This window comes from Limosilactobacillus rudii, from assembly GCF_014145455.1.
In the GTDB taxonomy this organism is placed as follows: Bacteria; Bacillota; Bacilli; order Lactobacillales; family Lactobacillaceae; genus Limosilactobacillus; species Limosilactobacillus rudii.
The window spans coordinates 50,758-64,557 of record NZ_JACIVB010000062.1 but is presented as its reverse complement, the minus strand read 5'-3'; the positions used below and the strand labels follow the sequence as shown (position 1 = coordinate 64,557).

General features: G+C 38.4%; 15 protein-coding genes. 5 read left to right on the top strand and 10 right to left on the bottom strand.

Features of this window, described 5'->3' with window-relative positions; translation table 11 throughout:
• Together mutM and polA are read right to left on the bottom strand one after the other, a co-directional pair.
• The gene (gene mutM, locus H5S39_RS09505; protein ID WP_182595044.1) at nt 1-831 is read right to left on the bottom strand and encodes a bifunctional DNA-formamidopyrimidine glycosylase/DNA-(apurinic or apyrimidinic site) lyase; all 831 of its coding nucleotides are present in this window, start codon (nt 829-831) and stop codon (nt 1-3) included.
• Nucleotides 832-842: 11 nt separating this feature from the next.
• Nucleotides 843-3,512, bottom strand: a complete 2,670-nt coding sequence (polA, locus tag H5S39_RS09500; RefSeq protein ID WP_182595045.1) for a DNA polymerase I — start codon at nt 3,510-3,512, stop codon at nt 843-845.
• Between the two features lie 122 nt (nt 3,513-3,634).
• Between polA and H5S39_RS09495 the strand changes: the two genes are divergently transcribed.
• The gene (locus tag H5S39_RS09495) at nt 3,635-4,321 is read left to right on the top strand and encodes a YoaK family protein (RefSeq protein ID WP_182595046.1); all 687 of its coding nucleotides are present in this window, start codon (nt 3,635-3,637) and stop codon (nt 4,319-4,321) included.
• A gap of 34 nt (nt 4,322-4,355) precedes the next feature.
• On the opposite strand, the gene H5S39_RS09490 is transcribed toward H5S39_RS09495, so the two are convergent.
• The 4 genes from H5S39_RS09490 to H5S39_RS09475 form a co-directional block, all read right to left on the bottom strand.
• Complete coding sequence (locus H5S39_RS09490; RefSeq protein ID WP_182595047.1) at nt 4,356-5,069, bottom strand: Bax inhibitor-1/YccA family protein; 714 nt, start codon at nt 5,067-5,069, stop codon at nt 4,356-4,358.
• A gap of 92 nt (nt 5,070-5,161) precedes the next feature.
• Complete coding sequence (gene murC, locus H5S39_RS09485) at nt 5,162-6,466, bottom strand: UDP-N-acetylmuramate--L-alanine ligase (protein WP_182595048.1); 1,305 nt, start codon at nt 6,464-6,466, stop codon at nt 5,162-5,164.
• A 126-nt stretch (nt 6,467-6,592) separates the two neighbouring features.
• Nucleotides 6,593-7,237 (bottom strand): YtpR family tRNA-binding protein, encoded by a 645-nt coding sequence (gene ytpR, locus H5S39_RS09480; RefSeq protein ID WP_182595049.1) that lies wholly within the window; start codon nt 7,235-7,237, stop codon nt 6,593-6,595.
• Between the two features lie 142 nt (nt 7,238-7,379).
• Entirely contained in the window at nt 7,380-7,700 is a 321-nt protein-coding gene (locus H5S39_RS09475; RefSeq protein ID WP_182595050.1) for a thioredoxin family protein, read from the bottom strand.
• 163 nt (nt 7,701-7,863) lie between these two features.
• Between H5S39_RS09475 and H5S39_RS09470 the strand changes: the two genes are divergently transcribed.
• Nucleotides 7,864-8,202, top strand: coding sequence for a hypothetical protein (locus H5S39_RS09470; RefSeq protein WP_182595051.1), 339 nt, complete (start codon nt 7,864-7,866; stop codon nt 8,200-8,202).
• A 174-nt stretch (nt 8,203-8,376) separates the two neighbouring features.
• Nucleotides 8,377-9,297 (top strand): glutaminase A, encoded by a 921-nt coding sequence (gene glsA, locus H5S39_RS09465; RefSeq protein WP_182595052.1) that lies wholly within the window; start codon nt 8,377-8,379, stop codon nt 9,295-9,297.
• 46 nt (nt 9,298-9,343) lie between these two features.
• Here the strand turns inward: glsA and trmB are convergent, their stop codons facing one another.
• The 3 genes from trmB to H5S39_RS09450 are packed head-to-tail and all read right to left on the bottom strand — an operon-like array spanning nt 9,344 to nt 11,930.
• On the bottom strand, nt 9,344-9,985 hold the full coding sequence (gene trmB / locus H5S39_RS09460; RefSeq protein ID WP_182595053.1) for a tRNA (guanosine(46)-N7)-methyltransferase TrmB: 642 nt from the start codon (nt 9,983-9,985) through the stop codon (nt 9,344-9,346).
• 12 nt (nt 9,986-9,997) lie between these two features.
• Entirely contained in the window at nt 9,998-11,200 is a 1,203-nt protein-coding gene (locus H5S39_RS09455; protein ID WP_182595054.1) for an ABC transporter permease, read from the bottom strand.
• Nucleotides 11,193-11,930 (bottom strand): ABC transporter ATP-binding protein, encoded by a 738-nt coding sequence (locus H5S39_RS09450; protein ID WP_182595055.1) that lies wholly within the window; start codon nt 11,928-11,930, stop codon nt 11,193-11,195. The genes H5S39_RS09455 and H5S39_RS09450 overlap by 8 nt, the downstream gene beginning before the upstream one ends.
• A 136-nt stretch (nt 11,931-12,066) precedes the next feature.
• Here H5S39_RS09450 and H5S39_RS09445 point away from each other — a divergent pair, with 136 nt between their 5' ends.
• Both H5S39_RS09445 and H5S39_RS09440 read left to right on the top strand, forming a co-directional pair.
• Nucleotides 12,067-12,501, top strand: coding sequence for an HIT family protein (locus H5S39_RS09445; RefSeq protein ID WP_182595056.1), 435 nt, complete (start codon nt 12,067-12,069; stop codon nt 12,499-12,501).
• Nucleotide 12,502: 1 nt separating this feature from the next.
• Nucleotides 12,503-12,727, top strand: coding sequence for a hypothetical protein (locus H5S39_RS09440; RefSeq protein WP_182595057.1), 225 nt, complete (start codon nt 12,503-12,505; stop codon nt 12,725-12,727).
• A gap of 31 nt (nt 12,728-12,758) precedes the next feature.
• Here H5S39_RS09440 and H5S39_RS09435 read toward each other — a convergent pair whose 3' ends face one another.
• Nucleotides 12,759-13,694, bottom strand: coding sequence for a peptidylprolyl isomerase (locus H5S39_RS09435; protein ID WP_182595058.1), 936 nt, complete (start codon nt 13,692-13,694; stop codon nt 12,759-12,761).
• Nucleotides 13,695-13,800: the final 106 nt, after the last annotated feature.

Below are 13,800 nucleotides of genomic sequence, written 5' to 3'. Positions count from 1 at the left end.
TTATTCCCTTAATGGCTGACAATGAGGGCAGAATGTTGTTCCACGCTCGGCAACTTTGATCTTGACCAGTTTTGTTCCACATCGCGGACATTCTTTCCCCGCATGTCCATATGCATTCAAGCGGTCTTGAAAAGCCCCTGCATCCCCAAATGCATTCGTAAAACTATGAACCGTTGTTCCCTTATATTTTATTGCGGTCGCCAACTCATCAATAATGTTCTTACGTAGGGCGATAATTTCTTCATCAGTCAAGGTATTAGCCGGTTGCTCAGGATTTATGCCGGTCATCCATAAAACTTCATCAACATAGATGTTACCAAGTCCTGCTACATGTCGTTGATTGAGTAAGAAGGGCTTAATCTTCCCACGACTTTTTCTTAACTCATCCTTAAAAAAATCAATCGTAAATTCTTTTGCAGTCGGTTCAGGACCAATCGTCTTTAGTCCCCCTACTAACATCTCTTGCCCTGTTTTTACTAACGTCATCCGTCCAAACTTACGAGTATCTTGGTAGCAAAGTTCAGTACCATCTGTAAACTCAAAGACAACGTGTGTATGCTTATCAATCGGCTTACCAATGGACTGGTTATAATATTTTCCTTCCATTCGTAAATGAGAAACCATTGTCAAACTATTGGTAAAACGGAACAGCAAATACTTTCCGCGTCGGTCAACTTTTTCAATTGTTTGTCCAATCAATGCTTGGCGAAACTCCTCAATATCATTAGTAATTGTTTTACCATAGTAGACATCAATGGCATTAATTTTTCGCCCAGCAGCAATTTTCATCAAGCCGCGCCGAACGGTTTCAACTTCTGGTAGTTCTGGCATTTGCCTACCTCCTACTTCTTTAGGTCATACCATGTATCACCATACTTACTCTCTACCTTCAACGGCACATCAAGTTTAACTGCTGAGTCCATTACCTTAGGAACTAATGTAGATAATACAGGTATTTCTTCTTTGGGTGCTTCAAAAACTAATTCATCATGAATCTGCAAGAGCATTTTTGTCTTTAAATGCCGCTTTTCTAGTTCGTCTTGCATGTGAATCATTGCAATCTTAATAATATCAGCCGCACTACCCTGAATTGGCGTATTCATCGCTGTTCTTTCCGCAAATGATCGTTTGCTAAAACTCTTTGCATGAATATCTGGTAAGTAACGACGACGATGAGTAATCGTTTCAACATATCCATTCTTTCTCGCAAATTCAATTGTATCGTTGATATATTTTTTTACCCCCGGAAATTCATGGAAGTAATTTTGAATAAATTCGTGTGCCTCTGCCCGGCTCACGTGAATCCGTTGTGCAAGGCCGTAGTCACTGATTCCATAAACAATTCCAAAATTAACGGCCTTTGCTCGTCGCCGCATATTACGGTCAATTTCAGCATCTGGATCTAAATGAAAAATCCGCCGAGCAGTACTAGCATGAATATCCTCACCATTTTTAAAGTCTTCTTGAAGATTCTTATCACCGGTAATGTGTGCAAGAACTCGTAACTCAACTTGGGAGTAGTCAGACGAAAAGATTTGCCATCCTTCATGACTTGGTACAAATGCCTTTCGAATCAACCGTCCTTCTGGTAAACGAACCGGAATATTTTGCAAATTCGGATCCACTGATGACAAGCGACCTGTTTGCGTCAAAGTCTGGAGATAACGAGTGTGGATTTTCTGGTCACTAGAATGAATCACTTTTAATAAACCGGTAATATAGGTTGACTGAAGTTTTGCTATTTGACGATATTCTAGAATTTGCTCAACAATTGGCGATTTATCTGCTAACTTTTCTAAGACATCTACCGCTGTTGAGTAACCTGTTTTAGTCTTTTTAATAACTGGCAACTTGAGTTTTTCAAAAAGAATATGACCAAGCTGTTTTGTTGAATTAATGTTAAATTCTTCACCAGCTTCTTGATAAATTTGATTTTCAATTTCTGCTAACCGCTCAGTAAGTTTACTCCCCATATCTTTGAGTGTTTGCGCATCAACACGAATTCCTGCAATCTCCATCTTTGCTAGAACCCGAGTTAATGGAAGTTCAATATTTGTGTAAAGTGGTGTTTGCTCATTTTCATCAAGTTTTTTAAACAGGTCTTTACGTAAATTTTCAATAGCCCGAGCTTTATTAGCCAGATGACTAAAGAATACATCATCGTCATCTGGTACTGCCCGCTTTACTCCTTTGCCATAAACTTCTTCATCCGTTTGAACATCATAATAGTCATGTTCGTGAGCAACTTGCCCAAGATCGTTACTATTATCGTTAGTATTAAGGAGATATGAAGCAAGTAAAAGGTCAAAATTGATATTTTCTAAATCAATCCCTAACCGATGGAGGCCAACAATCTGAGCCTTAGCATTAAAAACGTTCTTTTTGATCTTCGAGCTAGTCAAAAGATTTTTCAATGGAAGTTCCTTAAGCAGATCCATATTGCGGCTAGTAAACCAGTGGCCATCCTTACCGACGACAAATCCAGCAAAAGGTGAAGTATGATAATTTGCTTCTGGCATTTCGAGATAAAAACTTACTTCATCCGTCAATTGATTCAGTTCAGTTATATTATCTTTGGTTAATACTGTGTACTCTATTGGAGCTATTTGAGCATTATCTTCCTCACCTATTACATCATCAGCACCCATTTTTTTCAGGAAAGACTTGAAGTCCATTTGCTGATAAAACTTAACCAATTCATCCTTTTGTGGACCAGTGTAAGTCAAATCTGCTAATCCAATCTTAATCGGGGCATCTTGTAAAATAGTTGCTAACGTTTTACACTGCCGAGCAATCGCTTCATCTGCAAGCAAGTGCTCCTTCATCTTGCTCTTCTTTAATTCATCAATTCGGTCATATAATTCTTCAACGGAGCCAAATTGTTTAACGAGCTTCAAAGCCGTTTTTTCACCAATCTTAGTAACGCCAGGATAATTATCCGAAGAATCACCCATTAATGCCTTCATATCAATAATTTGGCGCGGCGTAATTCCCAATTTTTCTTCAATATGCACTGGCGTATAGTGTTCTGTATCGGTTACACCCTTATGAGTAACGGCAACTGTCGTATGTTCACTGGCTAATTGGGTTAAATCGCGGTCCCCAGTCACAATTAAAGTCTTATAACCCGCGTCATCAGCTTTTTTTGCCAATGTTCCAATGATATCGTCAGCTTCATAATTAGCTAATGCATAGCTATGAAGGCCAGAATCCTTAATTAATTCTCTAACATACGGTATTTGCTCGGTTAATTCATCAGGTGTCTTATTCCGTCCACCCTTGTAATCATCATACATTTTTGTCCGGAAAGTTACTTTTCCCGCATCAAAAGCTACAAGAGCTGCATCCGGCTTAAAGTTTTGTAAAACATGGTCGAGCATCAGCTTAAATCCGTAGATTGCTGCCGTGTGCAAACCGTCTTTATTTGTAAATTTATCCATTTGATTATGCATTGCAAAAAATGCCCGGAAAACAATGCTATTTCCGTCAATTAATAGTAATTGTTTTGTCATTTAATTCCCGCCCTTCTATCGCTAATAGTAATTGTACCAAAGAATACCGCAATGTTTTAGTTACTTGACTAAAGATTAAGCTATAATTATAAATAAACGTTATTAACTTTGAGGTGAACGTAATGGATAAGTTAATTAACTACCAAAAGCCTGCAGAAGCCCGCCTATTTGCTCTTCTTCTTACTTTTAGCGGTGGCTTTATTGACGCCTTTACATATATTAAGTGTGGCCGCACGATGGCTGCAGCGCAAACCGGTAATATTATTTTTCTTAGCGCCGCACTAGCAAACCATAATTTTTTCGGAGTAGTAGACCGGCTAGGTTCATTAATTGCCTTTGTTGTTGGCCTAGCAATGGTTAGTATCTTTCATACACATTTAAAAACTGATTATTGGCGAGTCGTGTGCTTACTTCCAATTTTGATTGTGGGCGCGATAATCGGCTTATTACCGGATGATTTTCCTGATTATATCATGGTACCAGCTGTATCTTTCGGTCTTGCTATGCAAAGTGGGGCCTTCAGTAAGATTGAGGGGTTGGGTTACAATAGTGTTTTTACTAGCGGAAGCGTTAAAAAGGCAGCTGTGGCCTGGAGCGAATATTATTTTCACCACGATCGAACTCAGCGGACAGTTGCACTTAGCTATTTTACAATTGTAATTTGTTTTACTATTGGCGCAATTATCTCTGCACAACTTCTTCCTTTTTTTCATATGAAAACTATTTGGATTGCAACTTTCCTGATTTTAGTTACCGACAGTGCTTATTACCTACAACTATTTAAAAGTAAACAACAGCAAATAAAATAAGCGACCAAGCAAAAAGCCTGACCGCTTATTTTGTTTAATTACGATCACTCATTCCAAAAATCTGGAGAAGTGAAATAAATAGGTTAACGAAATCTAAGTACAATTGCAATGCACCTAAAACTGCTAAACCAGTTACGGAGACTTGATCTCCATAGTTAATGTAAATCTGCTTCATTTTCTGAGCATCCCATCCAGTCAAAACCGTAAAAATAATTACGGCAATGAAGGAAAAGATATAGGCAATCGCCGGACTTTGTAAAAACATATTGATTAAGTAAGCAATCATCAATGCGACTAAAGCAGCCATTGCGTGAGCACCAAATTTACTCAAATCACGTTTGGTAAATGTTCCGTATAATGCCATGGTGACAAAAACCGCTGCCGAAGATACAAAAGCTGAAGCTATACTTGCGCCAGAATAAACGCCAGCTATAATTGCAAACTCAACTCCATAAATCACCGCAACCAACATTAGCATAATAAAGCTACCAACTGGATTACGAGTAGCGCTAAAACTAACCCCCATTGATAAAGCAATCGGCAAAAGTAAAATGATCCAAATCATTGCTGGATGAGCACCAAAGAAACCAAAAACCGCGGTACGGAAAACACCCATCGTCAAGTAGGCACTAAAAGCTGAAACAAGAACGGCAAGTGTCATATTACCATACATTCGGGTTAAAAACCTGTTCAAACCAGCGGCATCGGTGACAATCCGGCGCCCTGGCTCCTGTGAAAAGTTGTTCATCAAGACTCCCTCTTTCTATATTTAATTTGACTTTATTTGACTATTACAAAAATGGTAGCAAATGCTACCATTTCAATCAAGTAAATATTTAATTATTTTAACAATTCTTTGTACTTATCTTCGTATTTTTCAATATCTCCTGCGCCCATAAATACAACTACCGCATTATGGTATTGAAGAAGTTTATCAAGTGTATCCATATCAATTTCTTCACTGCCATCAATCCGTTTTTCTAAGTCAGCACTAGAAATATTACCTGCATTTTCACGAATAGAACCAAAGATCGGGGTTACAAAAGTCTTATCCGCACGACTTAACGAGCTAGCAAAGCCATCAATATATGCTGCTAACCGTGAATAAGTATGCGGTTGAAAGACAGCTATAATCTGACGATCCGGATATTTTTGCCGGGCAGCATCAATCGTTGCCTTAATCTCACTTGGATGATGGGCATAATCATCAATAATCGTCATATCAGCAATATCACTCTCACTAAATCGGCGCTTAACACCGTTAAAATCAGCCAATTCTTGCTTAATTTCATCCATATTCATATGTTCCATATAAGCAACAGCAAGCACTGCTAAACTATTTAGAACACTGTGTTCACCATATAAGTGAATAGTAAAGGTACCAAGCTTGTGGTCACGGAAATAGGCATCGTACGTTGAACCTGCAGGTGTGCGCTGAATGTTTTCGGCACGGAAATCATCATCAGGATTAGTTCCATAATAGTATACGGGAACATCAACCTTTAATTGGCGAAGATTAGGATCATCACCCCAAGCAAAAATTGCCCGCTGCACCTGCTTACCATATGTCTCAAATGAATCACGAACATCTGCAATATCTTTAAAATAGTCTGGGTGATCAAAATCAATATTAGTCATAATCGCGTAATCTGGGTGATAAGCAAGAAAGTGATCACGATACTCATCAGCTTCAAAAACAAAGAAACGTGCATCTGCATTCCCCTTACCAACACCATCACCGATTAAGTAACTAGTTGGTTCAACTGCTGCTAATACATGGGATAAAAGTGCCGTTGTACTGGTCTTACCATGAGCACCCGCAATACCAATACTAGTATGAGTTTTAACTTCATTTTCAACGGCCTCAGGGTAACTTAAAATTTGAAGGCCTAATTCATGTGCACGTTTAATCTCTGGATGATCATCATCAAAAGCATTCCCCTGAACAACAATCATCCCTGGTTTTAAATTGGCTGGATCAAATGGCAAAATCTTAATTCCTGCTTGTAATAATGGCGCTTGTGTAAATGTTTCCTTTTCAATGTCCGAGCCTAATACTCGGTGTCCTTTGTCATGGAGGATACGTGCTAAAGAGGCCATTCCGGTCCCTTTAATACCAACAAAGTAATACGTCTTTTGTTCCATCAATCCAATTCCTTTCAACAATTCAATTTAAAATAAATGTAAGGGCTAAGTCAGTATAGTATGACCCATCCCTCACTAAATAATAAAACATTATAAGATTTTGGCAATAGTAATCAGACGTTTTTATTAGTTTACTGGATAAAAAGTATCCGCCTTCGCAAAATCAACTGCTTCGCCAACTTTTTGCCATTCATCAGGAATAATAAATAATCCCTTTTCATCAGGGGCATTCTTAATCCGTAATTCACGAAAGCCACAGAGCATCCCATCGCTATCAACACCCATTAATTGGCCAGGCCAAATAATTTTACCATCAGGCATCATCGCTCCCGGTCGAGCAACAACAACCTTGATTCCTTCCGCAACATTAGGTGATCCGCAGACAATCTGGACAGTCTTATCCTCTGCAATTCGTGTTTGAGTAACTTTTAAGTGGTCAGACTTAGGATGATCAGTAATCTTTTCAACATAGCCAACCACAAACTTAGGATCTTCGTCGGCCGTTAGAAATTTGTCAAAGCCAGCCTTTTTTAGTTTTGCGTTTAATTTTTCAACTTGAGCAGCTTTTAAGAATACCTGTCCGTTTTCACTAGTTAATTCTGGTAAAATTTGACTAGCATTCATAAAATTATAGCCCAACAATTTGCCATCCTCTGATGTAATCTGGGCTACATCATCAGCAATCTTGGTATCTTGATTTTCCACATCTGGTGCAGTAATAACAACCAAGATGTCTCCTAATTCATTAGGATTATAACTTGAAATTAACATCAAATATTCCTCTCTCTAATATAATATCGACCGTCTAATATTATGACACAAAAAGAAGGCTGTGAAAAACATTATTTAAAGCAATAAAGGAGGCTGAGGTAATCACAGTCCCTTCATTAGAATTATTCACAGTTCTTTTATTTTACTCCAAACTTTGTAAAAAATCTTCTACTTGTTGCTTAGTTTTACGATCCTTATTGACAAAACGACCGATTTCCTCACCATTATTATATGCTACAAAACTTGGAATTCCAAAAATATTCAATTCAGCAGCAAGATCAATATTCTCATCTCGATCTACCTGGTAAAAAGTGTAATCACTAAAGTCTTTTTCAATATCAGGCAGCGCTGGCTTGATAAAGCGACAATCAGGACACCAATCAGCGGTAAAGAAAAGGATAACTTTACCTGTACCGATGGTTTTTACTAACTGGTCTTCTTTTAATTGTGGTAATCTTTTCATAATTCCTCGTCTCCCTAATTATTTTAGCAATATTATACCATGCTTCTTATCAATTGTAAGTAATCTACTTATGAGGATGGATGTTTGGATTTTAATAATTAAAAATGATAGAATAAATAAAAAGTTAGAACGAAAAAATCAATATAATAAAGGAAGCAATCATATGAATGCAAGTAATAACTCCCTTAATCCCTGGATAATTCCAGTTACCCTTGGCGCTTCAGGTATTGCCGGTTTTATTGCCGGTAAGCTATTTGGAAACCGCCAAGTATCTGCTGATCGTATCTTAAAATTAGTGAAAAATGATTTTGCAAGCGAAGGATCAGTTACTGGTAGTTGGATTAACGATAAAGCAATTCCATTCCAACGGTTTGCAGTTAAAACAGATGCCTATGAAGGTGGAATCTCTCGACTAGAAGATGGTGAAAAAGTCGACTATGAATTCGTGGCTGACGCTTATACCGGTAGTTTATTAGAACTAAAACGGATTGAAAATAATTAACATGTATTTAAAAATACTAAAAGGGGGCAACGTAATAGCAGTCATCTATGACTCTATTTTCAAGCCCCACGAGCCTAAATAGCTCCAGGATTCGGTTTTACCGGCTCTGGAGCTTATTTATGTATATTTTACAAGGTTAGCTATAATCGAAACAATTAGATGGAGGATTTTACGATGAACCTTAATGATGCAATTCAAGAATGCTGGGATAAAATTGATGAGGGACAAGTCGCTACTTATATACCAGGTCTGGCAAAAGTCGATCCATACCAACTAGGAGTTTACCTATTCGACGTTGCTAATGATAAACGATGTCAGGCTGGCGCGTCGCAGGTTCGCTTTGCCATCGAAAGTGTCTCAAAAGTCATTACCCTCCTCTACGCAATTGAACGGCTAGGGCTTACTGCTGTTGAAGCCCAGGTTGGTACCCGCCAAACTGGTTTTCCATTTGATACGATTCTTAATATGGAGATTACTAAAGAGACCCACCCCCTTAATGCTTTCATTAATAGTGGAGCAATCCTAATATCCTCGCTAATTGAAAAAGAAGATGGTCGTTTGCCTTTTGATCAAATTTTGGACTTTACTCGCGAAATTTGCAACGATCCCGAAATCACCCTTGATGAAGGAATATATCAATCTGAACTTCGCACTGGCGATATGAACCGTTCGCTAGCCTATTATCTCAAGGCTAAGGGGGTGCTAAATAATGATGTTCCCACCAGTCTTGATACTTACTTCAAGCAGTGTTCAATGATGGTCACTTGCAAAAGCTTAGCTAACCTCGGTGCTGTCCTTGCCAATGATGGGGTTGCCCCGTGGAATGGAAAAAGGATAATCTCTAGCGCGGCTGCTACGTACACTAAATCTGTAATGATGACAACCGGGCTTTATAATGAATCTGGAACGTACTCAGTTAAAATTGGCATTCCAACTAAGAGCGGCGTTGGTGGTGGACTTGTTGCAACCGCACCTAACCATTATGGAATTGGTATTTTCAGCCCGGCTCTAGATCACGCCGGCAATAGCATTGCTGGTTTGGCCCTTCTTGAATTAATCAGTAAAAAACTAAAGCTTAGCATTTTTAAATACTAATACAAATACTGGCCAGCAAGTTTTTATTTACTTACTGACCAGTATTTTATTTAAAATTAGCAATTAGCTTATAGATTGGCTGACCTTTAGCAGCAAATTTTTGTTCATACTCTGTTTCAATATTATGCTCATTTTCCTCACTATGATGAAGGTCAAGCCATACTCCATCAAAGCGCATTCCGTAATTGTTCATACTTTCGAGTGAAAACTCAAACAAACCCATATTATCAGTCTTTAGTTCAATAATCCCTTGTGCTTGTAAGATCTTTTCATAGGTAGCTAAGAACGTCTTATAGGTCAAGCGCCGTTTAGCATGACGTTTTTTCGGCCATGGATCAGAGAAGTTCAAGTACATTTTTGCAACTTCACCAGGTTCAAAGTATTCTTGAAGGTCTTCTCCATCCCCACAAATTAGCTGGAGATTAGGCAACTCTTCCTCTAACGCCTTCTTAAGAGCAATTGCTGCAACTGTTCGTTGAATCTCCAACCCGATAAAATTAATCTCTGGATGAGCTTTTGCCATACCAATAATAAATTGGCCTTTTCCCATCCCGACTTCAAGATGGAGCGGCTGTTTTTTTACAAACCGCGACTGCCATTTACCCTTTAATTCTGGGGCATTATCAACCATCATTTCTGGATGAGCCGCGATTAATGGATCGGCCCATTTTTTATGTTTAACACGCATAAATTAAGATCCTCATTTCATTAGTTTTTTTACTCTGACATTAAAGTAGAAACGAATTAATACAAATACTTCAACTATCGCAATAACTAAGTTTACCATCATTTGACCAACATTAAGTCGCCAACCGATACTAGCAAGGGCAATCAAAATTGCTTCTAAAGCCGTTACCTTTGCTAATAATTGCTTAAAGTCTGTCTGTTGTTGATTGGCAGGAATTGGATAAATATGGGTAAAGACATTTGCCTCATACTGATCATAAAGAGGCATCAGCTGAGTTGCAATTAGATAAATAAATAAAATAACAATCGCTGTATTAAGCCAGCCTGCTGGCAACAAGAAAACAATCACCATGCCTAATAAAGTCAAGCGGCTTACAATTCCACTAACCTCAGTACCGCGGACAAAAGCACGGGCATAAAGGTAAGACCACGGTTGATCCCCCTTGCTCAACCAGCGTACAAGACCATCCGCCCACTTACGCCGTTTAGTGTTTCCTTGAACACTTGGCACATCAGTAAAAAGATTAAAAAAGCGATAAACACTATACATCCGATCTTGCTCTGTCTTTACAGCAATTCGCCAATTAACTGCTAAGTCACGATAATAGACAACTACAGCTAAGTACAAAATCAAGGCAACAACAAGCCCAACATACGGATTAACAATCCACATCGCAATTGAAGCCAGCAACGGATTTACCCAGTATTCTAGTCGAGTCCGCCACTGTTGATTTCCCCACCGCAAACTAAGCGACTTACGGGCAACATGTATCCAATCTGCTTTATTGACAATTGCAACTAAAAAGATTGCTACAATTTCAAAATTAGTTAACTTTTCGGTCGTTAAGGCAAAGGGCAAGGCAATAAAAGCGCCTACGACAGTCATTATCTCAGCTAAAATCAGGCTATACCAAGTTGCCTGATTAAGGTAGCGATGGATTCCTTCAACTTGTGGCAATAAAAAGACTGGGTCCGGTCTCTTTATTAACGTCGCTAAGCGTCCTATTTGGGCAATAATTGTAAACCAGCCGATCAAGACTAGTCGTGTCCACCATTGATGTGGTCCTAGTGTTGGCAACCATTGTGAATACCCATATGCTAAAGCGCCAAATAAGAAGAAAAGGGCAATTACAAAGTGATCATTAAATACTAAACGCCAGTAGCGAAGCAAGAGCATAAAGTGCTGACTACGACGCTTGCTAAATAATTTATTCATGCTGATCACCCTTTGCAAGATGCAGGTAGATCTCATCAAGCGACTCACCTGCATAATCACCAGCCGTTCGTAATTCTTCAAGAGTCCCATGAGCACGAACTTTTCCATTTGCTAACAAAACAAAACGGTCACAATAACGTTGCGCTGTGTCAAGAACGTGAGTCGACATCAATACTGCCACGCCCTCTTTTTTCTTTTGCTCAATTAATTCCAGTAAATCATGGACAGCTAAGGGGTCAAGTCCATAAAACGGTTCATCGATAATCAAGAGCTTCGCGTTCGTCATAAACGCACAGCAAATCATTACTTTTTGCTTCATTCCCTTAGAAAAGTTAGCAGGAAACCACTCAAGCTTATTATCAAGCCGAAACATTTTAAGAAGTTTTGTTGCTCGTTGCCATGCCTCATCATGGTCAAGCTGGTATGCCATGATAGTTAAATTGATGTGTTCGCGAAGAGTCAACTCATCATAAAGAATTGGCGTTTCAGGAACATAAGCAATCTGCTTTTTATATTCTTCTGGATTAGTTTGGATAGTAAGTCCATTTATCTTTATTGATCCAGAAAACGGCCGTAATAAACCAATTACATGGTTAAGGGTTGTTGATTTTCCGGCCCCATTTAAACCGATCAAACCAACCAGTTCTCCTGGTTGAACATCAAAACTAACATCTTTAAGGACAGGAATCTGCGAATATCCACCAACAAGTTTGTTTATCTCTAATGCCATTATTCATCCCTTCTTAACTTCTACTTAATCATATCGTTTTATTATATCATAGGTCATTTCTTTTCCTAAATCATGCACAGCAACACTTTTTTCGGTATACTTAGGGTAAGTTTAATCTTTAAAAGGAGTGAATAACATGGATAATAACTGTATTTTCTGCAAGATCATTAAGGGTGATATCCCTAGTTACACAGTATATGAAGACGATGTAGTCAAGGCGTTCCTCGATATTTCACAAGGAACACCCGGCCACACGCTTGTTATTCCTAAGAAGCACGTTCCCGACTTATTTGCCTATGATGCTGATCTTGCCGCTCAAGTATTCGCACGAATTCCCAAGATTGCCCGGGCAGTTAAGGATTCTAATCCGGCAATCAAAGGGATGAACGTGGTTAATAATAATGGTGAAGTGGCTTACCAATCGGTCTTTCACTCCCACTTCCACTTAGTTCCCCGTTATACTGACAATGACGACTTCAAAATGATTTTTAAAGATAATTCTAACAAGTATAACGATGAAAAGTACAAGGAAATTCAACAAGCAATCATTAACCAAATAAAGGAAGCATAATATGCAACGACTGAAAGAAATCAAAAGCGACTTTCAACACCTTAGCAGTAATGTAGCCCAATTAAAAAGAGGGATTAACGAATTACAAGATTCGTTACCGGCAGTAACCAATTTCGTCAAAGAGATTGAGCGAGACATTAAGAAATGGCAGTTTAAGACCCAACCCCGATTAAACCGTATCCAGATTATTCTCGATGTATTAAAAATTGATCAAAAAGAAAAGTAATAAAAAAACAGCCAATAAGGCTGTTTTTTTATTACTTATTACTTGAATTTGAACTACTGTGGTTAGTTGAACTGGTAGTTGCATTAGAATTAAGGTAATCATCAAGAATGTTCTTCACATCATTTTCCTTAATAGAAACATTCCCCTTCTTCAAAACATTAGAAACAACTTTCCGCATAAAGTTTTGATTGTTCATATTCTCTTGAACAATTTGGTTCTTCAAGTCATTGATGTGCTGACTCTTCTTTCCCTTTGCAGGATGCTCAATCATGTAGATAACTTGATAACCATCATCAGTTTTAACTGGCGTTGTCGTGTATTCACCCGTCTTTAACTTAAAGGCTGCCTTCTTGTAAGCAGAGTCTAATTGATTATCAGTATTATCAAAGGCAGGAAGCTTACCACCGTTGTTTTTTGTTTGACTATCTGTTGACTTAGACTTAGCAAGTTTCTTAAAAGTCTTGTACTTATTGCTGGAATCATTTAATTGGTTAATAATGTCTTCTGCATCAGATTTGCTACCCACAAGGATTGTAGCAGTTTGCACTTTTGGTTCGTACTTTGTCCATTGCTTGTTAATCTGCTTGTTAGTAATGTGAGAATAATGCCGAGCAGCAGCCGTTAAGAGCAAGTTTGACCGGATCTGTTGTTTCAAGGATTTTTCAGTTAAATTTTGACTTTGTAGGTAAGAATTAAAGTCATCCCCGTATTCACTCTTATAGGTATTGTATTGGGCATTGACCTGCTTGTCACTAACTTCCTTGCCATACTGCTTTTCCAAAACTTTATCCAGAATCATCTGTTGGAGAACTTGCTTACCAGCGCTCGTTTGCTTCATACTGCTATAATATTCGCTCTCCGTAATCTTACCGCCACTAGTTGTAGCAACCGCCTTATTTCCACAGGCAGCAAGGGGCATCATCAAAGCAGCCCCGGCAATAATTGCAATTAACTTTTTGGATTTCATGTAAGAAACACATCCTTAAATAAAATATTTTTTCGATAACTTCACTCATCCAATATACCACACTTAATTTTTCATGCCAGTATGGTATAAAAATGTTTAGACCATC